Below are 22,187 nucleotides of genomic sequence, written 5' to 3'. Positions count from 1 at the left end.
TCGGCCGTATTCCGTGAAAGGCCCGATCCGGTTTTTTCGGATTGTTCCGGAACCTGCCGATAATCGGCGGCGATTCCAGTCGGATTGACGCAATATCCGTGTCGTTTTCCATCCGGAAAACGGCGGCGGGGTATTTTTCGTTTTCGGTTGCCGTTATCGGCATGAACGGTCGCGCATTGACTTCACACAATGACGGCGGCCCGTGCGCGGCTGCCAGGAGACGGACTTGAAACACCAGCAAGACCAGCTGCACCGCGGGCTGGAAGAACGACACATCAACCTGATGGCGCTCGGCGCGACGATCGGCGTCGGCCTGTTCCTCGGCTCGGCCACCGCGATCCGCACCGCCGGCCCGGCCATCCTGCTGACCTATCTGCTGGGCGGCATCGTGATTTTCCTGATCATGCGCGCACTCGGCGAGATGGCGATCACCAACCCCGTCGCGGGCGCGTTCAGCCGCTATGCACGCGACTATCTCGGCCCGCTCGCGGGCTACCTGACCGGCTGGACCTACTGGTTCGTGTGGATCGTCACCTGCATGGCGGAGATCACGGCGGTCGGCGTCTACATGCACATGTGGTTCCCCGGCGTGCCGAACTGGATCTGGGCGCTCGCCGCACTCACCGCGATGGGCGCGGTGAACTTCATCGCGGTCAAGCTGTACGGCGAATTCGAGTTCTGGTTCGCGCTGATCAAGATCGTCACGATCGTGCTGATGATCGTCGGCGGCGGGCTGATGATCGCGTTCGGCATCGGCAACGGCGGCATCGCGACCGGCATCTCGAACCTGTGGGCGCACGGCGGCTTCATGCCGTACGGCTTCGGCGGCGTGATCGGCGCGCTGCCGATCGTGATGTTCGCGTATCTCGGCGTCGAGATGCTCGGCCTCACGGCCGGCGAGGCACGCAATCCCGAGAAGTCGCTGACGAAGGCCGTGAACTCGGTGTTCTGGCGCGTGCTGATCTTCTACATCGGCGCACTGTTCGTGATCATGTCGATCTATCCGTGGGACCAGATCGGCACGCAGGGCAGCCCGTTCGTGATGACGTTCTCGCGGCTCGGCATTCCGGCCGCCGCCGGCATCATCAACTTCGTCGTGCTGACCGCGGCGCTGTCGTCGTGCAACAGCGGCCTGTTCAGTACCGCGCGGATGCTCTACAACCTCGCGCAGCAAGGGCAGGCGCCGCGCCTGCTTGGCCGCGTCAACCGCAACGGCGTGCCGGTGTACGGCGTGGTCGTGTCGGTCGCGCTGCTGCTGATCGGCGTGCTGCTCAACTATCTCGCGCCGCAGCACGTGTTCGTGTGGCTGACGTCGGTGTCGACGTTCGGCGCGATCTGGACGTGGTGCGTGATCCTGATCGCGCAGATGCGCTTCCGCCGCACGCTGTCGGCCGACAAGGTCGCGCGCCTGGCGATTCGCGTGCCGTTCTATCCGCTGGGTTCGTACGTCGCGCTCGGGTTTCTCGCGTTCGTCGTCGTGCTGATGGCCTTTACGCCCGACACGCGCGTCGCGCTCGTGATCGGCCCGGTGTGGATCGTGCTGCTCGGTATCGCGTATGCGGTGTTCTACGCGAACTGCCCGGCCGCGTCGCTGCCGACGAAGTCCTGATCCGGCGTCGCCCGCGCGCCGCATCGGATGCGCGCGCGGCCTGCCGCGGCCTGCGCGTGCATTGATGCCGGTCATGCACGCGCGGACCGGACGCTTTATGCTGTCTCTATCGCTGGTCCGCGCTTCGCGTGGCCAACCGCCGATTCCCGCCCGCGCCGGCCGCCATTGGCCGTCGCGCGCCGCGGCTGCCGCGCGAAGCTCCCGTCGTCGTTCCGCGACGACGCGCACGCACGGAGGCCTTCGCCATGCAGCCCGCCCGGTCCATCCCGCCACTCGCACGAATCGCGCTCGCCGTCGACCAGACGCCCGAATCGCTGTCCGCCGCGCGCTATGCGCGCACGCTGCTGCGTCCCGGCATGCAGTTGCGCATCGTCTGCGCGATCGACAATCCGCGCCTCGTGCTGCCCGACATCCCGCGCATCGACGCGCTGCTCACGTCCGCGCGCGACGAGATGACGCGCGACGCGCAGGCGACGCTCGAGCGCATCGCCGCGTTGTTCGCCAAAAGCGGCGTGGATGTCGAGCAGGTTGTGATCGATACGTCGGTCACGGGCGGCACGGTGGCCGACGCGCTCGCGAACGACACGTCGGCGTGGCGCGCCGACGTGCTGGTGGTCGGCGCGAATCCGCACCACGGTTTGCTGCGGCTCGTCGAAGGCGCGATGTCGGACACGCTGACGACGCGCGCGCATTGCGCGCTGCTGATCGTGCCGGCGTCCTATGCGCGTCAGTCGGACGGGCCGCTGCAGCGGCTGATGTTCGCGGTCGACGGCAGCGAGCCGTCGCTGCATGCGGTCCGCGTCGGGCTCGGCTTCGCCGCGCCGACCACGCTGCTGTACGGCGCGTACGTCGTCGATCGCGCGGTTCGTCTGACGGACATCGTCCCGGTGCGTGCGCTCGAGGACGCGTACCGCGCGGAGGGCGAGGATGCGCTGGCCCGCATCGGGCCGCTGTTTCATGCGACGGGGAACCCGACCAAGCGCGGGATCATCGAAACCCGGCCGACCAGCGACGACGTCGCGCATGCGCTGATGCGCGACGCGGTGCACTGGCATGCGGAATTGCTGGTCGTCGGCACGCACGGCCGGCGCGGAATCGCCGCGTGGCTGATCGGCAGCGTCGCGCGTCGCGTCGCGCATCTCGCGCAGGTGCCGGTGCTGCTCGTGCGCGGCGGAGAATGATCGACCGAAAAAGCCGCGGCGACTTGATTTGCGTCAGAGACGGCGCGCGAAGTGCGTGAGACAGTGGTGAACCATTCGGCGCAATGGTCGGTCTATTGCGAGCCTGCGCAGGCTTGCAGGTGCGCCGCGTGAAGCGCCGTCCTCGATGCAGGACGCCCGGCACGCGTCGGCATCGACACCGTTTTTCGGCGACGGCCTGCATCGCACGGGCCGTCGCCCGACCCGGAACTCTCTGGCACGAGGGTAGGCTGCCGACAGGCGGCCTTGGAAGACGGACGGGGGCATCGCACCCCGTCCGGTTTCCGGTCCCGATGTGCGTCGCGGTCCTTTCGTTTCGAGTGAAGAATCGAATTCGCGCGGGCGTGGTCGCTTCAGCGAGCGCGCGATCGCGCGACACAGTCGAAGTCGTTTCGCGTCGAGGTGTTCATGCAGCGCGACGCGCCGGCACGACGTGCCGTCGACATGCACTCCGTCGCGCACGCACGCGGTGCCGCACCGGCCATGCGCCTCCGCGGCCACGCTGACGCGGCCAGCCGGGGCGCACCTTGTGCCGGGGCCGGGAAGCCGCGCGCGTGTCGGCATCGACCCGCGCGCACAGTGCGGCGGCGAAGCGTTGCAGCGCGCGCACCGGGCCCGCGATGCTCTGGTATTTCTCGCGGCCGATCTGCCCGTCCAGCGTGACGAGCAGCCCGGACTCGCGCGCCAGCGCGAGCAAGGTGTCGAGATCGTCGGGCGGCCGGATATCCGGGGCCGCCCGCCATGCGGGCAGGGCGCGCGCGTTGCCCGACGCGCGCCGCTGCCCGTCCCGGTTCGGGAAGAGGCGATGTGACATGGCTGGTCTCCTGCGCCAGACCCGCATGCCGGCTCGACGGCCGGCTGGGCGATGACCCGGCATGAACGTTGTGTTCATGGGAGAAGTATCGTCTGCGGATTGGACGCTGCCAATCGGCGCATGCTGAAGTCGCTGTCGGAAATGGCGCGCGCGTATCGGAATCCGCTGACACGCGCGCCGGCCGAAGTCCCGCCGTCCGTCAGCTTTCGTCGTCGGCGAACAGCCGGTGCTCGGCGTCGACCGCGGTTTTGTCGACGCACTGCAGGTGCCAGCGCCCGACCGTCGGCGCATGGTGCGCATGCCGGCACCAGCGGGCTTCGCCCGCCGCGCCGGTCGCGGGCGGCGTGCCGTCGGCCTCGAGGAAACCGGCCAGCACGAACAGCGGATGACCGGCGTCGGGCGCCGCGAGCCGCACGTCGCGGCCGGCGGTGCTCAGCACGCCCCAGCCGGGAAGGCGCATGTCCGCATGGCCTTCGCACGACCATTTGCGCTCGCCGGTATCGAGCCAGACGATTGCGTAGGCGGACGGCGTGTCGTGGCCAAAGGTGTCGAGATGAACGGTAAGACGCATGGCGGACTCCGGACGGGAACGGCGTTGCGCGGCGCGACGGTTATTGGGACATGACCCAGTCGACGAGCCGCTGCGCATCTTCGTCGGACAGCGGTCCGCCGCGCTCGGGCGCGAGCGGCATCTCCTGGTCGCCCCAATGCGCGGTGCCGCCGTGCCGCAGCTTGTCGACAAGCATCGCCCGCGCGCCGGGAACGTCGCGGTAGCGGCCGGCGATGTCGTGAAAGGCCGGCGCAAGAAACGCGCGATCGGGCGTGTGACAGAACATGCAGTGCTGCCGATCCACGAGCTCGGTCGGTTCGGCGATCCGTTCGGCCGCCGCGGGCCGTGCGACGCACACCAGCGCGACGGCCGCGCACGCGGCAGCATTCCAGAGCGGGCGATTCACGAGGCGCGTCCCTTGACGAGTCATTTCGACCAGTCTAAGTTGCGCGTTACGCAGGTCCGTTGACACGCATCAAGCCCGTGCATCGCGGCCGCGGCGCGCCCCGGGGTGGCGCGACATGCCGGTATCGTTCGCGTGCGGCTCCCGCCGCGAACCCAGTGCAATCCGCCCGTCAGCGGGCCGGGGTCGGCATCGCGCCGTCTCTCGTTGATGTCACTCAAACAGGCAGCGGCGCACCGCCTGCCGCATCTCGTCCAACGCGTTAAGCTTCCAGTTGCAGTCCCGTTTCGTTACTTCGACCGTCAGGAGTCCGTCGATGGCACAGGACAATTTGCTCGATTCACTGAAGGAAGTCGCCGAACGGCGCGAGATCGGCGCGGAACAGCTGCGCGCGATGCTCGACGACGAAGTACGCGTGCTGTCGGACGGCGCACGCGTGCACGATTACATCCACGTGTTCGCGATCCGGCATCTGCGCGACCGGATGCGGCAGCAGGCCGAGGCCGACCGCGACCCATCGCCGGGCGCCTCGCGACCGGACGAATCCGGTTCCCGTGCGAGCGCAGGTCTATGACGGGCGCTCGCCGGCGCTGACGCTGCGCGAACTGCCCGATCCGTCGCCCCGTCAGGGCCAGATCCTGATCGACGTGCATGCGTGCGGCGTATGCCGCACCGACCTGCATGTGGTCGACGGCGATCTGACCGAACCGAAACGCCCGGTGATTCCCGGGCACGAAATCGTCGGCACCGTCGCCGCGCTCGGCGATGGCGTGCACGGATTCGCGCTCGGCGAGCGCGTCGGCGTGCCGTGGCTCGGCCATACCTGCGGGCGCTGCGCGTTTTGCGCGGCGGGCCGCGAGAACCTGTGCGACGCGCCGGGCTTCACCGGTTATACGATCGACGGCGGTTATGCGGAGCGCACGGTCGCCGACGCCAGCTATTGCCTGCGCGTGCCGCCGGGCTATGACGACGTGCACGCGGCGCCGCTGCTGTGCGCGGGGCTGATCGGCTACCGCACGCTGACGCTGGCAGGCAACGCGCAGCGGATCGGTCTGTACGGCTTCGGCGCGGCCGCGCATATCGTCGCGCAGGTCGCGCGGCACGAAGGGCGCCATGTCCACGCGTTCACGCGACCGGGCGATACGGCCGCGCAACAGCTGGCGCTGCGGCTCGGCGCCAACTGGGCCGGCGGCAGCGACCAGCCGGCGCCCGAACCGCTGGACGCCGCGCTGATCTTCGCGCCGGTCGGCGCGCTGGTGCCGCTCGCGCTGGCGGCGGTCGTGAAGGGCGGCAGCGTCGTATGCGGCGGCATCCACATGTCGGACATCCCGTCGTTTCCGTATGCACTGTTGTGGGAAGAGCGCCGGCTGCTGTCGGTCGCGAACCTGACGCGCGCGGACGGCGAAGCGTTCATGGCGCTCGCCGGCCGGATCCCGCTCGAGATCGAGGCGACGCGCTACGCGCTCGCGGACGCGAATCGCGCGCTCGACGACCTGCGCGCCGGCCGCCTGTCGGGCGCGGCGGTGCTGACGATGCGGTGACGGACGCGCCGCTTCGCGCGGTTCGTCGATTTATTGGCACGACCCTCAAGTAAATGACGGCGCTGCCGTTTACCCGGTGAATCCGTCCACCGGGCGCTCACGCTCCCTTACCGAGTCGTTGCCATGTTCTCGTCCATCCGCGCACGCATCCTCGCCGCGTGCGTCGCCATCGTCGTCTTTGCGCTCGTCGCCACCACGCTGATCAACTATTTCATCGCGCGCTCGTACAACGACGACGCGATCGACCGGAACCTGACCTCGGTCGCGAGCGGCCACGTGGTCGGGATCGCGGACTGGGTCGCGACCAAGAGCCGGATGGTCGCGTCGCTGCAGGACGCCGCGTTGTCGCCCGATCCGCTGCCGGTGTTCAAGCAGATGGCGGCGGCCGGCGGCTTCACGAACGTCTACGCCGGCTACGCGGACAAGGTGTTCCATTTCTCCGATCCGACCGGCATTCCGGCCGACTACGATCCGACCGGCCGCCCGTGGTACCGGCAGGCCGCGCAGGCCGGCAAGCCGGTGGTCACGCCGCCGTACGTCGACGCCGGCACGGGCAACCTGGTGGTCACGTTCGCGGTGCCGATCCTGCGCGACGGCGCGCTGAAGGGCGTGGTGGCCGCGGACGTCGCGATGGACAGCGTGATCGCGAACGTGAAGTCGATCCACCCGACGCCGGCCAGCTTCGGGATGTTGATCGACAGCAGCGGCCACGTGGTCGCGCACCCGGATGCCAAGCTCACGCTGAAGCCGGTCGCCGACGTGTCGCCGGAACTCGGCGGCATCAGCCCCGCGTCGCTGGCGGGCGCGAGCGCGCCGGTCGAGGTGCACGTCGGCGGCGACGCGAAGCTGGTGCGCGCGCAGCCGGTGCCGGGCACCGACTGGTACGCGCTGGTCGCGCTCGACAAGTCGGACGCGACGGCCGGGATGCGCTCGCTGCTGACCGCGTCGCTGATCACGATGATCGTGATCGTCGGCGTCGCGTCGCTGATCGTCGGCGCGATCACGGCGACCGCGTTCCGCCGCCTGTCGCAGGTGCGCCAGGCGATGGCCGCGATCGGCTCGGGCGCGGGCGATCTCACGCAGCGCCTGCCGGCCGAAGGCCGCGACGAAGTAGCCGACATCGCACGCTCGTTCAACAGTTTCGTCGACAAGCTGAACGACGTGATGCGCCAGATCCGCGACGCGAGCGAATCGGTGCGCACGGCCGCGAACGAAATCGCGGCCGGCAACGTCGACCTGTCGTCGCGCACCGAATCGGCCGCCGCGAGCCTCGAGGAAACGGCCGCGTCGATGGAGGAGATCACCGCGACGGTCGGCCAGTCGGCGGCCGCGGCTGGGCAGGCCGACGAGCGCGCGGCGGCTGCGTCGCGGATCGCGTCGCACGGCGGCGCAGTGGTGTCGGACGTCGTCGCGACGATGGCGAAGATCGAGGAAGCGTCGGGCCGGATCGGCGACATCATCGGCGTGATCGACGGTATCGCGTTCCAGACCAATATCCTCGCGCTGAACGCGGCCGTCGAAGCCGCGCGCGCCGGCGAGCAGGGCCGCGGCTTCGCGGTGGTCGCGCAGGAAGTCCGCAGTCTCGCGCAGCGCAGCGCGCAGGCCGCGCGCGAGGTGAAGGTGCTGGTCGAGTCGACGGTCGAGAGCGTGTCGGCGGGGTCGGGACAGGTGCGTCAGGCCGGCGAGACGATGCGCGAGATCGTGTCGAACGTGACGAACGTGACGACCATCATCTCCGAGATCACGCATGCGGCGAACGAGCAGACGCGCGGCATCCAGGAAGTGAATCGCGCGGTCACGCAGCTCGACGAGATGGTGCAGCAGAACGCGGCACTCGTCGAACAGTCGACCGCGGCGGCGTCCGCGCTGCAGACGCAGGCGAATGCGCTCGCATCGACGGTCGGGCAGTTCAAGGTCGCGTGACGCGGCCCGCATGCCGGCCGCGCGCGGCGCGTTGGCTCAGGATCAGGAGCGGCCGGTGTCGCCGCGCATCAGCGCGAGCCGGTTGTACAGCGTCTTCAGGCTGATCCCGAGCGCCTTCGCGGCGCGCGGCTTGTTGCCGTCGAAGTGGCGCAGCGTGGCCGCGATGAAGCGTTGCTGCGCATGGTGCAGCGTCGCGCCGAGCGGCAGCGACATCGCGTCGTCGCGCGTCAGGTCCGGCGGCAGCGGCTGCTTCGGCAGCGCGACGTCGATCCCATCGTCCGCAAGGATGTACGCGCGCTCGATCGTGTTGTGCAGTTCGCGCACGTTGCCCGGCCACGAGTATGCGCGCAGCGCGGCGATCGCCGCGTCGGTCAGCCGCTTGTGCGAGCGGTGCCGCGCATTGAGCGTCGCGACGAATTCGTGCGCGATCGTCTCGACATCGGCGTCGCGCTGCCGCAGCGGCGGCACATACAGCGCGAAGACCGCGAGCCGGTAGAACAGGTCTTCGCGCAGCCGGCCGTCGCGCACGGCTTCGGCCGGATTGTGGCGCGTCGCCGACACGATGCGCACGTCGAGCGGAATCGACTCGGTGCCGCCGACGCGGACGATCGCATTCGATTCGATCGCGCGCAGCAGCTTCACCTGCAGCGCGGCCGGCATTTCGGCGATCTCGTCGAGCAGCAGCGTGCCGCCGCGGGCCGCCTCGAAGAGGCCCGTGTGCTGCGCGACCGCGCCCGTGAAACTGCCTTTTTCGTGGCCGAACAGATGCGATTCCGCGATGTCGGGCGGAATCGCGCCGCAATTGACCGGCACGAACGGGCCGTCGCGACGCGCGCTGAGATCGTGCAGCCGGCGTGCGACGATATCCTTGCCGACCCCGCTTTCGCCGGCAATCATCACGTTGGCGCGGGTCGGGGCGATTTTCTCGATACGGCCGAGCAGCGTGCGCATCGCGACGGAGCGGCCGGACAGCCGGCGTTCGTCTGCGCGTTGCCTCGGCCGGTGGGTGGGTTCACTCATCGGTATCAGCGGGCCGATTTGAAAATCGGCGTCGCGCGGTTCAGTCGTTGCAATATTTACTGTCGACCGTGCAAGGACCGTGAAGGTGCCGCGAAATAGAAATTTCCAATGTGGGCGGCCACGGCGACAGCGCACGTCGATCGATCCGTCGCGCGGTGCGCCGGTTCCGTCCACCGAGCGTCGGTGCCTTTTTACAGACGGCGACTGAAAAAACAGACGGCATGCCCGGACGAGGTGCTTCGGCGTGGCATCGGTCGCACGCTTGCGGCCCGGCGCGGGGCGAAATTCGCCGGCCGGCTGCCGCGCGCCGATGCCGGCCGGCGCGCAGGGCGTGCGAAACCGTCGCGGCCGCCGCCGGGTTCCAGCGTCGCGGCCGCGACGGGTACGTCGCTTGCTCGCGGCTGTTCGCTCGCCCGGCACGCCCGACGGCATGCCGGATTGCCCGGACGGCAGGCCGCCGTGTACTGGGAGCCGGTGCGACGCAAGGAAGCAATGAGGACCATCACCCGTGAGCTGTTCCGGCAGGGCGCATGGGTCGTGCTCGCCGTCGGGCTGGCGTCCGCGCTCCAGGCGTGGGCGATTCGCCTCGTCGGCATGCATGCGCCATTCGCGCCGCTGCCTTTCTATGCCGGTGTCGCTGCCGCCGCGTGGCTGACCTCGTTCGTCGGCGGCCTTGTCGCGACCGTCGCGAGCGCGGCGGTGATCGGCGTGCTGTGGTGGCGCGACGCGACGCTGTCGGTGCTGCTCGCGCAGGCCGGCGCATTCGTCGCGATCAGCTTTGTCGAATGCGTGCTGGTGACGGCCGTGAAGCCGCTGTTTGCGAACGACGACGTCGGTGACGACGACGCGGCGCACGCCGCGCGTCACGAACCGGCGCCCGCGGTGCAGCCGCCGGACGACACGCTGCTGCGCCGCGTGGTCGACGCGTCGCCCGACGCGATCGTGGGCGTCGATGTCGAGCGGCGGATCACGAGCTGGAACCCCGCCGCGAACTGCATCTTCGGCGCCGATGCGGACACGATGATCGGCCGCGACGTGACCGCGCTGATCGTGCCGCGCTGGCTGCGGCGCCATCCGGCGCCCGCGTCGTTTGCGGACGTGCGCACGCCGTTCGGGCCGCTCGACGTGCTGTGCGTGCGGCACGACGGCCGGCGCTTTCGCGCGACCGTCTCCGCGTCGCCGATCGTCGACGCGAGCGGGCGCTGCGACGGGCTGTCGATGACGCTGCGCGAAGCGCGCGAACGCCGTCACGACGAGCGGCGCTCGCTGCGTTCGCTGCGCGGCGCGCGCGACGCGCGCGAGCAGGCCGACACGTCGAACCGGCTGAAGGACGAACTGCTGGCGACGGTGTCGCACGAGCTGCGCACGCCGCTCAACGTGATCTACGGATGGGTCGAGGTATTGCGCAGCGTCGACGGCCAGGGTTTCGCGCACCAGGCGGTCGACGCGATCGACCGCAGTGCACGGTCGCTGTCGCACATGGTCGCCGACCTGCTCGACGCGTCGTCGCTCGCGACGGGCAGGCTGCGCCTGGAGCGCGTACCGGTCGATCTGGTGCGCATCGTGCGCGACGCCACGCGCGAACTCGGCGCGACCGCGCAGGCGCAAGGCGTCGTGCTGACCACCGAATGCGCGATGTCGAGCTGCCTGATTTCCGCCGATGCCGAGCGGTTGCGGCAGGTGCTGTCGAACCTGCTGTCGAACGCGATCAAGTTCACGCCGTCGGGCGGACGCATCACGGTGGGACTCACTCGCGCGGGCGCCACCGTGCGATTGTCGGTGGCCGACACCGGGCAAGGCATCGCGTCCGAATACCTGCCGCATCTGTTCGATACGTTCAGCCGTTCCGGCAATGCGCCCGCGTCGCCGCAGCGCGGGCTCGGCCTCGGCCTGTCGATCGTGCGCAACATCGCGCAGCTCCACGGCGGCGCGGTGGCGGCAAGTAGCGACGGCATCGGGCACGGCACGACGGTCACGGTCACGCTGCCCGCCGGCTGGGACCATGACGATCCCGTCGCGCGATCGGCCCGCGCGGGCGGCGAACTCCCGGCCGTCGCGCTCGATCGTCAGCGCGTGCTCGTCGTCGACGACGATGCGACGACGCGCGCGAGCGTGGCCGCGGCGCTGGAAACGCTCGGCGCGAAGGTGTCGACCGCGCGGTCGGGGCATGACGCGCTGGACGTGGTCGAACGCGATCCGCCGACCGTCGTGCTGTCGGATCTCGCGATGCCGGACGGCGACGGCTACTGGCTGCTCGACCGCATCCGCCATCTGCCGGACGGCGGCGGACGCCTGCCGGTCGTCGCGGTCACCGCGCACGCGGGCATCGCGGATCGCAACCGCGTGATGGCGGCCGGTTTCGACGCGTATCTGTGCAAGCCGGTCGACATGCCGACGCTGGCAAGCGTGATCGTCGACGTCGCGCCCGACCGCGCGAAAGACGGCAGCGACGGAGCCGGACCCCGCCGGTGATGCGCCGGTGCGCAACGCGCCGGCGGCGCACGCGGCCCGGCAAAGGAGGCACGATGAAGCGAACGGAAAACACTCGCAGGCGCGCGCCGGTCGCGGCGATCGCGAGCATACTGATGCTGTCGTGTGCAGGGGTCGCCATGCCTCGCCACGCATCGGCCGAGGAGGGCGCCGGTGCGAAGCTCGCGAGCCAGGCGTCGGCCGTCGGCGGCCAGATTCGCGATGCGACGCTCGCCTCCCGGGTCCGGGCGGCGCTCGTCGCGGAGCGCGGCCTCGCGTCCGGCGACATCGACGTGCAGGTCCACGGCCGCGTGGCCGAGTTGACGGGCAGTGTGCCCGACGAACGGCAGCGCGCAACCGCGATCCGCGTGGTGCACGACGTCGACGGCGTACGCGGCGTGCGCGACAGGCTGCAGATACGCCGGAAGTAACGTGATGCGCGGACCAGCGCCGGACCGGTCGGGCGTCGCGCGCCCTGCGGTCCTGCGCGGCACCGGGCAGGAGGGTTCGACATGGACACGATCATCGCGGGCCGTTTCTCGACGCTCGAACAGGCGGAGCGCTGCGCGCAGCAGCTGCGCGGCCATGCCATGCATCGGGACGACGTGAAGGTCTTCTTTCTCAATCCGCCCGGACAGCATGCGCTGTTCTGGCTCGGCGGCGATGCGTATGCGGATTCCGCCGCACGGCCGGGCGGCATCGGCGCGCTGCAGGGCGTGGCCGTCGGCGCGATCGTCGGCGTGGTCGGGGCCGCGCTGCTGTATCTGGGCGGCCTGCATTCGCCGCTCGCGTGGGTCGGCGTGCCGCTGGTCGGCGGCTATGTCGGCGCATTGTGCGGCGCGCTCGGGCGGATGGACGGCGACGCGCCGGAAGGGCACGGCGCGCTGCGCGAATGCGAGAACGGCGTCGTGCTGGCCGCGCACGTGACGCGGCGCACGGCAACGTTCGCGCAACGCACGCTGCTGGCCTGCGGCGCGCTGTCGGTCGAGCGCGTCGAAGGGGCGTGGCAGCGCGGCGCGTGGACCGATTTCTTCACGTCCGCGCATCGGCCCGCATGACGGCGCAGCCCTGCGGCGCGTCGGCCGCCGCTTCGCGACACCGGGAGGCCGGATGAAGCCGGACGATAAGCGCGACGACGCGCATCGTCCGGTCGCACGCGTGCGGCGTGCGATCGCGTCGGCCTTGCTGGCAGTCGCCGGCGCCGCGCTGTCGAGCGCGTCGCCGCATGCCGAGGCACAGACGCCGCTCGCGTCGTCGACGCAGGTCGCGCCGGGCGTGGTGCGCCCCGGCCCGACCCGCGACGAAGCGGACATGACGCGCCGGCCGACCGGCATCGATGCGGAATTCGTCGACAAGGCCGCGATGATCGGCAAGACCGTCGTCCAGGCGAGCCGGCTCGCGCTCGATCGCTCCGCGAATCGGCAGGTGAAGGCGTTCGCGCAGCGGATGGTCGACGACCACGAACGCATCGCGGGTACGCTGCGGCAAATCGGTGCGGACAAAGGCGTGCCGGTGCAGACGCGGATGCTCGTGGATCCGGCGCTCACGGCGCTGCGCAAACGCAGCGGACCGGCGTTCGATGCGGGCTATCTCGAGCTCGCGGGCCCGCGCGCGCACGAGGCGGCGATTCGCGTGTACGAGGCCGAGGCGCGCGACGGGCGCGATTCGCAGCTTCGCGCGTTCGCGACGAGCACGGTGCCGGCGCTCCGCGCACATCTCGCCGCAGCGCGCCAGCTTGCGCGGAAGATCGGCGCGACGCACTGACGGCCGCGCCGGTGCGAAGGAAAGCCGGCCGCGTCGCCGAGCCGGCGGCTCAATTCCGGCGCGGCTCGTCTTCCGGGCCGCCCGGCGACGCCTCGTACGGCGGCGAGTCGAAGTCCGTTTCACCTTCCTCGATCAGCCAGTACGGCGGGCTGCCGTAATACGCGTGCAGCGCCTCGGCCCAGGCCGGGTCCGCCATCGCGGGCCAGCGGTCCTTCGAGAAGCCCGGCGCGGCGCGCACGCGGTCGGTGTCGACCGGCAACACGAAACACTTGCGCTCGACGTCGAGCGCCAGCACGTTCCACGGGACCGCGAGCAGCTTGTCGCCGATCCCGGCCAGACCGCCCGACGACACGACCGCATAGGCGACGCATCCGGAGCGAACATCGAGCATGATGTCCGCGATCTTGCCGACGTCGTCGCCGTCCATCGTCAGCACGCGATCGCCGGTCAGCGTGCCGGCGGCCATCACGTCCGGCCCCGGCCCGCGCGGCGTGCGCCGGCTGGCGCCGACGATCTGCGCGCCGTCGCGAGACTGTCTGTCCGTAGTCATCGAAAACCTCCTGGTCGAAGCGGCGCGCGCTGCCGTCGCCGGTGCGCGCCGGGCCGAAGATCGGCCGAAGTCGCGAACGCGGGCCGCTGCGCGATCAGCGACGTCGCGGCAGCGAGACGTCCTCGAGCGTGTTGGCCAGTTCGTCGCGCTCGGCGCCACCGGCCCGCGTCGCGATGTCGCCGAGCGACACCATGCCGACGAGCTTCAGGTTGCGGTCGAGCACCGGCATCCGGTGCAACTGCACGTCGGCCATCCGCTGCTGGACGTCGCCCACGCCGTCGTCCTCGACGCACCATTGCACGGGCGCGGATGCGACCGCGCGCACCGGCGTGTCGGGCGAATGTCCGTGCGACAGCGCGCGCACCGCGAGGTCGCGGTCCGTCACGATCGCGACCAGTTCGGCGCCGTCGCACACCGGCAGCACGCCGACGTCGAAGCGCTGCATCAATTCCGCTGCTCGGCGAATCGTGTCGGTGGGCGCGACGCATACCACGTCGCGCGACATGATCTCGTTGACGCGATACATGAACGCCTCCTTGATGAGCCGGACGATCGGCAAGCAGGCAACGTGCCGCAAGCGTCGGGCGCGCGTCGGGCCGCGCCGCCGAGGGGACGGAGAAATTTGCCAGCCGGCTTGTACATCTTCCACGGCACACCGCCGTGGCCGGGCCGTCGGCGTCGGTCAGTGTCCGACGCCCGTCATCGCGACGATCGCGAGCACCACGGCGCTCTCGATTGCCGCCAGCGCCGCGACGCTGGCGGCGCCGCTGACTTCCTGCCATCTGCGTTTGATGCGGTTCATCGCTTCACTCCGGATGTCGCCGGCCCGGCGACGCGCCGCCGCGCATCGCGGACCGGTTGCCGCCGTCAGCCGTGATCGCGGGGCGGGGGCGGGGCGTCCGGCGTGCGCTGCTTGCGCTCGCCGGACGGTCTGGCGGGGTCGATACGCGTCCCGCCGCCGACGGCGGGCGGGTCGCTGGCCGGAAACGTCTCTTCGAGCCCTTCGTCGATGCGCTCTTCCGTCTTGTCGTCGGAAGGCGGGCGCGGCTGGCCGGCGGCCGCTGACACGGCGTCGCGGTTGCCGGTGGCGTGAACGGTCATGATCGAAACCTCCTTGTCGATGACGAAAGGCGCAAGCGTCGTGCCTGCGCGGGCGCCGCGGCACAGCGCTTGCGCGCCCCGGCGATCGGCGGGGGCGCGCCGGGGGCATGACGCGCACGCCCCGCCGGCGTGAACGTGAGGACATCGAGATGAATGCACCCAAGGAAAGAATACGTTACGACGCGAACGTATGCGGCGGCGATTTCGCGCATGTTCGCGAGCGTTTCGAGACGTGGAAGCGCGAATCGCTGGTCTATCGGCCCGAGCGGCGGATGTTCGACGGCAAGGACGAGGTTCGTCAGATGAACGACACAGTCTACGAAGGCCCGGAGAGCGCCCAGCGTGCGCTGATCGCGCAGTGCGATCCGTCCGATCCGTTCGCGCTGGCCGTGCGGCTGACCGCGGAAGGGCGCAATATGTGGCTCGTGATGGCCGCCTACGACGACTGACCGGCACGCGACCGGCACACCCTTGCGCGGGGGAGCAGGCACGTCGCTTGCGCACGTCGCCGCGCCATCGACACGCGCGAGCCGTCGCGCAGGAGAGTCATGAACACGCGATCCATGCTGCACCGCCCCGAACCGACGCCCGACGACTATCCCGAGCCGACGCCGCCCGGGCACGACGATCCGGTCGATCCACCGCTGCCCGTCGGCCCGCCGCACGGCGATCCACCGTCGCAACCGCTGCCGATGCGGATGCCGGGCGGGAACGGCGCGCCGCAGCCGGCCGCGCGAACCCTGAAAGGAGGACCACCATGGACATTCACGTGCAATCGCCCGACAAGCGCGCGATCGCTCAGGTGCTGGGCCGCTATTTCGAGTCGCGCTCGTTGCGCTATCACATCGAGGAACTGCCGGGCGGCGTGCTGCATATCGGTTTTCGTGCAAGCGGCCGCCCGGTCGCCGTTACCGTGTCGTTCGACGATACCGCGTACGACACCTACACGCACTGGGACGCGAGCCAGAAGCAGCTCGCGCTCGGACGGCTCGCCGACGGCTTCGCGCGGATGATGGCGAAGCGCAGCCCCGCCGCGCTGGCCGGCGACTATCACGTCGAGCGGTTCTGAACCCCGCTCCGTTCCGGCGCTGCCACCCGGCAAAGTGCCCGCATGGGGCGGGCGCTTTGCGTCTTTGCGCGTCGCGCGTAGGATATTCACTCATTCAGCGCATGCTGCATTCGCGCGACGCGCGTGCCTTTCGTGCGTTTCGTTCGTTTCGTGCAATCGACGGAGACCGACCTTCATGGCCCCTGTTCGCCCGCTGCTGTCACCCGGCGCCCGCCGGTTCGTATCCGGACTGTCGACGCTCGCCGCGTTTGCCGCAGCCGGCGCCCGCGACGCGTCGGCGCAGACGCCGTCGCCGCTCGGCGAATGGCAGTACTCGGCGGGCGTGCCGCTACGGAAGCTGTACGAACCGACACCGTCGACGTGGGACATCAGCGTCGGCGCCGCGATGACGCTGCAGCCGCGTTACGCGGGCTCCGATCGCTATCGCGTGATGGGCGGCCCGAACCTCGACGTTCGCTATCGGGACCTGTTCTTCCTGTCGACCGGCGAGGGACTCGGCGCGAACGTGCTGCGCGGGCCGAACTGGCGCGTGAGCCTGTCGGTCGGCTACGACCTCGGCCGGCGCTCGGCCGACGATCTCGATCACCTGAACGGCCTCGACAACATCAACGCGGCGCCCGTGATGAAACTGGCGGCCGATTACGTGATCTCGAAGGACTTCCCGCTGGTGCTGCGCGCGGACGTGCGGCGCAGCATCGGCGGCTCGAACGGCTGGGTCGGCGATTTCTCCGCGTACATGCCGATGCCGGGCAGCAACGAGCACTTCTTCTGGTTCGCCGGGCCGACCGTGTCGTGGGCCGATTCGCGCTACATGAACAGCTGGTTCGGCGTGAACCAGGGCGCCGCCGCGCGCTCGGGGCTGCCCGCGTATTCGTCCGGCGCGGGGTTCAAGTCGGTCGGCGCGGGCGTGACGATGGTGTGGTTCGTGAACAAGCACTGGTTCGTGACGATGGACGGCGCGATCGAGAAGCTGGTCGGCCGCGCGGCGCGCAGCCCGATCACGCAGCAGTCGGCGAACGGCGTGTTCGACATGTCGGTGAATTACCAGTTCTGAAGCGGGGCGGAGCGCCGCCGTCCGGAGCAAACGCGTGCGCGTCGCGACTGCCACATTTGCTATGATTCGAACCTGTACAAACGTACAGTGATCGAATTTCCGTGACGCCATCCTCGCCGACGCCGCCGGCGTTTTACTACCTGACCAATTTCGAACGCGCGCTGACCTGGCTCGGCGAGCGCTACGACGACCTGCTCGACGATGCCGAGCACGCATTTCTCCGGCATTTTCCGACGCTGCCGCAGGCGTCGCGCGCGCTGCTCGTGCGGATGCTGATGCGCAACGGCGCCGATTTCCGCGCGAGCAAGCTCGTGTACGACGAGATCGGCTGCCCGCTCGAAGCGGCTGCGCCGCTGGTCGCGCTCGGCTGGGTCGATCCCGCGCCCGAATTGACGCTCGACGCGCTGTTCGCGCTGTCGACCCGGGCCGATCTGCTGCGGATCTTCCCGTCGCTTGCCGCGCACGCGGCCGAGCGCAAGCCCGAATGGCTCGAACGGCTGCGGCCCGCGCACGATGCCGCGCAGCCGCTCGACGCGTGGTGCCCGACGGCCGGCGACCGCGTGCTGCGCGTGACGGTCGGCGCGCTGTGCGACCGGCTGCGGCTGATGTTTTTCGGCAATCTTCATCAGGACTGGAGCGAATTCGTGCTCGCCGATCTCGGCGTGTTCCAGTACGAAAGCGTGCCGTTCGCGCCGTCGTCGCGCGCGTTCCGGCAGCGCGGCGACCTCGACGCCTATCTCGCGCTGCACGCATGCCGCGACGCTCTCGACGCATGGCCCGACGAGCTGCCGTTCGACGCGCTGCTGCACGCGATCGACGCGGTGGACTGCGCGGCCCAGCCGTGGCTCGCGACGCGTCGCGCGAAGCTGCTGTTCTCGCTCGGGCAGGCGGCCGAGCGCCGCGCCGACTGGGACGCCGCGCTCGACGCATATGCGCGCAGCGCGTGGCCGGGCAGCCGCCACCGGCGCATTCGCGTGCTCGAACGCTGCGGGCGCGACGCGGACGCGCTGGCGCTGGCGCTCGACGCGCGCCGCGGTTTCGAAAGCGACGAGGAGCGCCAGCGCGTCGAGCGGATGCTGCCGCGCCTGCAGCGCCGCACCGGCCAGCCGGTCGAACGCGCGGCCGCGGCGCCCGACGTGCCGCGCGAGACGCTCGTGCTGGCTCGTCCCGACGCGTTCGTCGGCGTCGAGTTCGCGGTGCGCGATCATTTCGCGCAGCCCGGCGCGCCGGTTCACTACGTCGAGAACACGCTGATCAATTCGCTGTTCGGGCTGCTGTGCTGGGAACCGATTTTCGCGGCCGTGCCCGGCGCGTTCTTCCATCCGTTCCAGCGCGGGCCGGCCGATCTGCATGCGCCCGATTTCGCCGCGCGCCGCGCGGACGCGTTTGCTGCCTGCTTCGCGCAGCTCGATTCGGGCGCGTATCGCGAAACGATACGCCGTCACCATGCGACGAAGATGGGGCTGCAGTCGCCGTTCGTGTTCTGGGGCGTGCTCGGCGACGAGCTGCTCGACCAGGCGCTCGCCTGCCTGCCGCCCGCACACCTGCGGCTGTGGTTCGAACGCCTGCTCGCGGACATCCGCAGCAATCGCTCGGGGCTGCCCGATCTGGTGCGCTTCTGGCCTGGCGAACGGCGCTACGAGCTGATCGAAGTGAAGGGCCCCGGCGACCGGCTGCAGGACAACCAGACACGCTGGCTCGCGTATTGCGTCGCGCACGGCATGCCGGTGCGCGTCGTCGATGTCGAATGGGCCGGCGCGAGCGTCGCGCCCTCGGCCGCGATGGGGCTGTCCGCATGAGCTATGTGGTCGCGGTGCGGGCGATGTGCGAGTTCACCGCGCGGCGCGGCGATCTCGACCTGCGCTTCACGCCCGCGCCGACCGCGCTCGAAGGTATTGCCGGCCACGGCGCGGTGACGTCGAATCGCGGCGCGCGCTACGAGACCGAGATCGCGCTGACCGGCACCTGGGGCACGCTCACCGTGCGCGGCCGCGCGGACGGCTACGATCCGGTGTCGAACCGTCTCGAGGAAATCAAGACCTATCGCGGCAGCCTCGACGCGATGCCCGCGAACCATCGCGCGCTGCACTGGGCGCAGGCGAAGGTCTACGCGCACCTGATGTGCGCCGCGCGCAGTCTCGCGGAAATCGACGTCGCGCTCGTCTACTTCGACATCGTGTCGGAGCGCGAGACCGTGCTGACCGAAACGCTGAGCGCAAGCGCGCTCGCGGCGTTCTTCGCGGAGCAGTGCGCGTGCTTCGTCGGCTGGGCGGAGCGCGAGACCGCCCATCGCGCGGCTCGCGACACGGCGCTGCGCGCGCTTGCGTTTCCGCACGGGCAGTTTCGCAGCGGGCAGCGCGAGCTGGCGGTGTCGGTCTATCGCGCGGCGCGCGACGAGCGCTGCCTGATCGCGCAGGCGCCGACCGGCATCGGCAAGACGCTCGGCACGGTGTTTCCGCTGCTGAAGGCGTGCGGCGAGGGCGAGATCGACCATGTGTTCTTCCTGACCGCGAAGACGCCCGGCCGCGCGCTCGCGCTCGAAGCGGCAGCCACGCTCGGCGCCGGCACGCCGGCGCTGCCGCTGCGCGTGCTGGAGCTCGTCGCGCGCGACAAGGCCTGCGAGCATCCGGACAAGGCCTGCCACGGCGAATCGTGTCCGCTCGCGCAGGGTTTCTACGACCGGCTGCCGGCCGCGCGCGACGCGGCGATCGACGCGGGGCTGCTCGATCGCGACACGGTGCGCACGGCCGCGCTCGCGCACGACATCTGCCCGTACTACCTCGCGCAGGAGCTGGCGCGCTGGTCGGACATGGTGATCGGCGACTACAACTACTACTACGACGGCAGCGCGATGCTGCATACGCTCGCGCAGCAGAACCAGTGGCGCATCGGCGTGCTCGTCGACGAGGCGCACAACCTGCTCGACCGCGCGCGCAAGATGTACAGCGCGTCGCTCGACCCGTTCGCGTTCGCGGCCGCGCGCGAGGCCGCGCCGGCGGCATTGCGCAAGGCGTTCGACCGGCTCGCGCGCGCGTGGGGCGCGCTGAATCGCGCTCAGGCCGAGCGCTACGCCGCCTATCCGGATATCCCCGGGCCGATCGTGTCGGCCGTGCAGAACCTCGTCGCGGCGATCGGCGAGCACCTGGCCGATGCGCCGCGCGCGAACGGCGACGCGCTGCTGCGCTTTCATTTCGACGCGATCCAGTTCGGCGTGCTCGCCGATGCGTTCGACAGCGCATCGATCTTTGACGCGACGCTGCACGGCGAGCCGCTGCCGCGCCAGCCGGCGCTCGACGGCGTCGTGCCCGCAGGCCGGCGGCGGCGCGTGCAGTCGACGCTGTGCGTGCGCAACGTGATCCCGGCCGGTTTTCTCGCGCCGCGCTACGACGCCGCACGTGCGACCGTGCTGTTCTCCGGCACGCTGAGCCCGTTCCATTTCTACCGCGACACGCTCGGGCTGCCCGCCGACACGGGCTGGCTCGACGTCGACGGGCCGTTCCGCGCGGAACAACTGACGGTGCGCGTCGCGAGCCACGTGTCGACGCGCTGGCGCGATCGCGACCGCTCGCTCGAACCGATCGCGGACCTGATCGCCGCGCAGTATGCGGCGCGGCCCGGCAACTATCTCGGCTTCCTGAGCAGCTTCGATTACCTGCAGCGCGTGGTGTCGCTGATGCAGGTGCGTCATCCGGACGTGCCCGTATGGGCGCAGGCGCCCGGCATGGCCGAAAGCGAGCGCGACGCGTTTCTCGCGCGCTTCGACGCAGGCGGCCGCGGCATCGGCTTCGCGGTGCTGGGCGGCGCGTTCTCGGAGGGCGTGGATCTCGTCGGCGAGCGGCTGATCGGCGCGTTCATCGCGACGCTGGGGCTGCCGCAGGTCAACGACGTCAACGAGCAGATGCGGCGCGCGATGGACGCACGCTTCGGCAACGGCTACGACTACATGTATTTGTATCCGGGGCTGCAGAAGGTCGTGCAGGCGGCGGGGCGCGTGATTCGCACCGAGCACGACGAAGGCGTCGTGCACCTGATCGACGACCGCTACCGGCGGCGCGAGGTGCGCGACCTGCTGCCGCGCTGGTGGCGGATCGGCTGATGCGGCGGGCGTTCGCGCGCGGCGGGCGCTACAGCACGTTGAGCATTGCGAGCGCGGTTTCCTGCAGATGCGGCAGCACGCGGCGCACGGCCGCGTCGGTCGTTTCCGCGCCGATCGGCATGTTCGTGCTGAGCGCGGCGACGACTTCGCCGTGACGATTCTTCAGCGGCACCGCGATGCCGCGCACGCCCACCTGCAGCTGCTGCTCGATCGCCGCGAAGCCGGCGTCGCGCGCGTGGTCGACCTGTTCGAGCAGGCGTGCCTTGTTGGTGATCGTATGCGGCGTGAACGGCGGCAGTTCGGTGCTGTCGAGCCACGCGCGCACGGCTTCGCGATCCGGATGGTGCGCGAGCAGCACGACGCCGGGCGATGTCAGCGGCGCCGGCACGCGCGCGCCGAGCACGAAGCCCGTCGTCATCACGCGCGACACGCCGTTGCGCGCGATGAACACCAGTTCCCAGCCGTCGAGCACGCTGACGTACGCCGATTCGTTCAGCGACGCGCTCAGTTGCTGCAGATACGGCTGGACCGTGCGCGGCAGCCGCGCGGAATCGAAATACGACCAGCCGACGCGCAGCACGCGCGGCGTGAGGCCGTACAGCTTGCCGTCGGTATAGACGTAGCCGAGCGATTCGAGCGTCAGCAGGTAGCGCCGCGCGGCCGTGCGCGTGAGGCCGGTGCGCGCGGCGGCCTGGGTGGGTGTCATGCGGGCATGCTGGCTGTCGAACGCCTCGAGGATCGCCAGGCCTTTTTCGAGGCCGGCAATCCAGTCGCGTCGGTCGAGTTCGGGCTTTTTCATCGTCGGAGGACGGCGCAGGGTTGCGCGGTGATCGCGCAGGATTGGGCGATTATCGCGCGGATTCGATGTATCGGATGCGCCGCCTCGACACCGTGCGGCCGGCCGAGCGGCTTTTTGCGATGCCGCCTGCCGGACGATCCTGGCGTCCCGTTGATGGCCCGCGGCATGAAGCGACACATCGCCGCCGCCGAGCGAAGGTGAAAACCGGATGCCGCACGAATCTCAT

The 22,187-nt window shown here is 70.2% G+C and carries 23 protein-coding genes; 15 read left to right on the top strand and 8 right to left on the bottom strand.

Annotated features, from left to right (window positions below):
- Nucleotides 1–226 precede the first annotated feature (226 nt).
- Both BST28156_RS18420 and BST28156_RS18415 read left to right on the top strand, forming a co-directional pair.
- Complete coding sequence (locus tag BST28156_RS18420) at nt 227–1,609, top strand: amino acid permease (RefSeq protein WP_174903008.1); 1,383 nt, start codon at nt 227–229, stop codon at nt 1,607–1,609.
- Between the two features lie 245 nt (nt 1,610–1,854).
- Nucleotides 1,855–2,790, top strand: coding sequence for a universal stress protein (locus BST28156_RS18415; protein WP_174903007.1), 936 nt, complete (start codon nt 1,855–1,857; stop codon nt 2,788–2,790).
- A gap of 424 nt (nt 2,791–3,214) precedes the next feature.
- On the opposite strand, the gene BST28156_RS18410 is transcribed toward BST28156_RS18415, so the two are convergent.
- The 3 genes from BST28156_RS18410 to BST28156_RS18400 all read right to left on the bottom strand — a co-directional run bounded on the left by BST28156_RS18410 (nt 3,215) and on the right by BST28156_RS18400 (nt 4,533).
- The gene (locus tag BST28156_RS18410) at nt 3,215–3,622 is read right to left on the bottom strand and encodes a hypothetical protein (protein WP_174903006.1); all 408 of its coding nucleotides are present in this window, start codon (nt 3,620–3,622) and stop codon (nt 3,215–3,217) included.
- A gap of 199 nt (nt 3,623–3,821) precedes the next feature.
- A complete protein-coding gene (locus BST28156_RS18405; RefSeq protein ID WP_174903005.1) occupies nt 3,822–4,193 on the bottom strand; it encodes a DUF3564 family protein in 372 nt (123 codons plus the stop codon).
- A 40-nt stretch (nt 4,194–4,233) separates the two neighbouring features.
- A complete protein-coding gene (locus BST28156_RS18400; protein WP_081077029.1) occupies nt 4,234–4,533 on the bottom strand; it encodes a c-type cytochrome in 300 nt (99 codons plus the stop codon).
- 358 nt (nt 4,534–4,891) lie between these two features.
- Here BST28156_RS18400 and BST28156_RS18395 point away from each other — a divergent pair, with 358 nt between their 5' ends.
- The 3 genes from BST28156_RS18395 (at nt 4,892) to BST28156_RS18385 (ending at nt 8,039) form a co-directional block, all read left to right on the top strand.
- On the top strand, nt 4,892–5,149 hold the full coding sequence (locus BST28156_RS18395; RefSeq protein WP_060238018.1) for a DUF3562 domain-containing protein: 258 nt from the start codon (nt 4,892–4,894) through the stop codon (nt 5,147–5,149).
- Nucleotides 5,130–6,116 (top strand): zinc-dependent alcohol dehydrogenase family protein, encoded by a 987-nt coding sequence (locus BST28156_RS18390; RefSeq protein ID WP_174903004.1) that lies wholly within the window; start codon nt 5,130–5,132, stop codon nt 6,114–6,116. Before BST28156_RS18395 ends, BST28156_RS18390 begins: the two co-directional genes overlap by 20 nt.
- A gap of 123 nt (nt 6,117–6,239) precedes the next feature.
- Nucleotides 6,240–8,039, top strand: coding sequence for a methyl-accepting chemotaxis protein (locus BST28156_RS18385; protein ID WP_174903003.1), 1,800 nt, complete (start codon nt 6,240–6,242; stop codon nt 8,037–8,039).
- Between the two features lie 42 nt (nt 8,040–8,081).
- Here the strand turns inward: BST28156_RS18385 and BST28156_RS18380 are convergent, their stop codons facing one another.
- Nucleotides 8,082–9,059, bottom strand: coding sequence for a sigma-54 interaction domain-containing protein (locus tag BST28156_RS18380; RefSeq protein WP_174903002.1), 978 nt, complete (start codon nt 9,057–9,059; stop codon nt 8,082–8,084).
- Between the two features lie 492 nt (nt 9,060–9,551).
- Between BST28156_RS18380 and BST28156_RS18375 the strand changes: the two genes are divergently transcribed.
- The 4 genes from BST28156_RS18375 (at nt 9,552) to BST28156_RS18360 (ending at nt 13,292) form a co-directional block, all read left to right on the top strand.
- Nucleotides 9,552–11,531, top strand: coding sequence for a hybrid sensor histidine kinase/response regulator (locus BST28156_RS18375; RefSeq protein WP_174903001.1), 1,980 nt, complete (start codon nt 9,552–9,554; stop codon nt 11,529–11,531).
- Nucleotides 11,532–11,584: 53 nt separating this feature from the next.
- Nucleotides 11,585–11,959, top strand: a complete 375-nt coding sequence (locus tag BST28156_RS18370) for a BON domain-containing protein (protein ID WP_174903000.1) — start codon at nt 11,585–11,587, stop codon at nt 11,957–11,959.
- An 81-nt stretch (nt 11,960–12,040) separates the two neighbouring features.
- A complete protein-coding gene (locus BST28156_RS18365) occupies nt 12,041–12,586 on the top strand; it encodes a hypothetical protein (protein ID WP_060238000.1) in 546 nt (181 codons plus the stop codon).
- A gap of 52 nt (nt 12,587–12,638) precedes the next feature.
- Nucleotides 12,639–13,292 (top strand): DUF4142 domain-containing protein, encoded by a 654-nt coding sequence (locus tag BST28156_RS18360; RefSeq protein ID WP_174902999.1) that lies wholly within the window; start codon nt 12,639–12,641, stop codon nt 13,290–13,292.
- A gap of 49 nt (nt 13,293–13,341) precedes the next feature.
- Here the strand turns inward: BST28156_RS18360 and BST28156_RS18355 are convergent, their stop codons facing one another.
- The 3 genes from BST28156_RS18355 to BST28156_RS18345 all read right to left on the bottom strand — a co-directional run bounded on the left by BST28156_RS18355 (nt 13,342) and on the right by BST28156_RS18345 (nt 14,943).
- Nucleotides 13,342–13,842 (bottom strand): PRC-barrel domain-containing protein, encoded by a 501-nt coding sequence (locus tag BST28156_RS18355; RefSeq protein WP_069243925.1) that lies wholly within the window; start codon nt 13,840–13,842, stop codon nt 13,342–13,344.
- Between the two features lie 94 nt (nt 13,843–13,936).
- The gene (locus tag BST28156_RS18350; RefSeq protein ID WP_009694190.1) at nt 13,937–14,368 is read right to left on the bottom strand and encodes a CBS domain-containing protein; all 432 of its coding nucleotides are present in this window, start codon (nt 14,366–14,368) and stop codon (nt 13,937–13,939) included.
- A gap of 341 nt (nt 14,369–14,709) precedes the next feature.
- On the bottom strand, nt 14,710–14,943 hold the full coding sequence (locus tag BST28156_RS18345; RefSeq protein ID WP_060237990.1) for a hypothetical protein: 234 nt from the start codon (nt 14,941–14,943) through the stop codon (nt 14,710–14,712).
- A 149-nt stretch (nt 14,944–15,092) separates the two neighbouring features.
- Between BST28156_RS18345 and BST28156_RS18340 the strand changes: the two genes are divergently transcribed.
- The 5 genes from BST28156_RS18340 (at nt 15,093) to BST28156_RS18320 (ending at nt 21,162) form a co-directional block, all read left to right on the top strand.
- A complete protein-coding gene (locus tag BST28156_RS18340; protein ID WP_060237989.1) occupies nt 15,093–15,392 on the top strand; it encodes a hypothetical protein in 300 nt (99 codons plus the stop codon).
- Nucleotides 15,393–15,700: 308 nt separating this feature from the next.
- Complete coding sequence (locus tag BST28156_RS18335) at nt 15,701–16,012, top strand: ATP-binding protein (protein ID WP_060237987.1); 312 nt, start codon at nt 15,701–15,703, stop codon at nt 16,010–16,012.
- A gap of 175 nt (nt 16,013–16,187) precedes the next feature.
- Nucleotides 16,188–17,066 carry a MipA/OmpV family protein gene (locus BST28156_RS18330; protein ID WP_060237984.1) on the top strand — a complete coding sequence of 293 codons (879 nt, stop codon included), beginning with the start codon at nt 16,188–16,190 and terminating at the stop codon, nt 17,064–17,066.
- A gap of 101 nt (nt 17,067–17,167) precedes the next feature.
- Entirely contained in the window at nt 17,168–18,865 is a 1,698-nt protein-coding gene (locus BST28156_RS18325) for a VRR-NUC domain-containing protein (RefSeq protein ID WP_174902998.1), read from the top strand.
- Nucleotides 18,862–21,162, top strand: a complete 2,301-nt coding sequence (locus BST28156_RS18320) for an ATP-dependent DNA helicase (protein ID WP_174902997.1) — start codon at nt 18,862–18,864, stop codon at nt 21,160–21,162. Before BST28156_RS18325 ends, BST28156_RS18320 begins: the two co-directional genes overlap by 4 nt.
- A gap of 28 nt (nt 21,163–21,190) precedes the next feature.
- On the opposite strand, the gene BST28156_RS18315 is transcribed toward BST28156_RS18320, so the two are convergent.
- On the bottom strand, nt 21,191–21,961 hold the full coding sequence (locus BST28156_RS18315) for an IclR family transcriptional regulator domain-containing protein (RefSeq protein ID WP_060237974.1): 771 nt from the start codon (nt 21,959–21,961) through the stop codon (nt 21,191–21,193).
- On the opposite strand from BST28156_RS18315, the gene BST28156_RS18310 reads away from it, so the two are divergent.
- Nucleotides 21,875–22,162, top strand: coding sequence for a hypothetical protein (locus BST28156_RS18310; protein ID WP_174902964.1), 288 nt, complete (start codon nt 21,875–21,877; stop codon nt 22,160–22,162). The genes BST28156_RS18315 and BST28156_RS18310 overlap by 87 nt on opposite strands.
- Nucleotides 22,163–22,187: the final 25 nt, after the last annotated feature.

It is taken from the genome of Burkholderia pseudomultivorans (assembly GCF_902499075.1).
GTDB lineage: Bacteria > Pseudomonadota > Gammaproteobacteria > Burkholderiales > Burkholderiaceae > Burkholderia > Burkholderia pseudomultivorans.
Note: the sequence above shows the minus strand (reverse complement) of the source record. Positions and strands in the feature narration are given on the sequence as shown.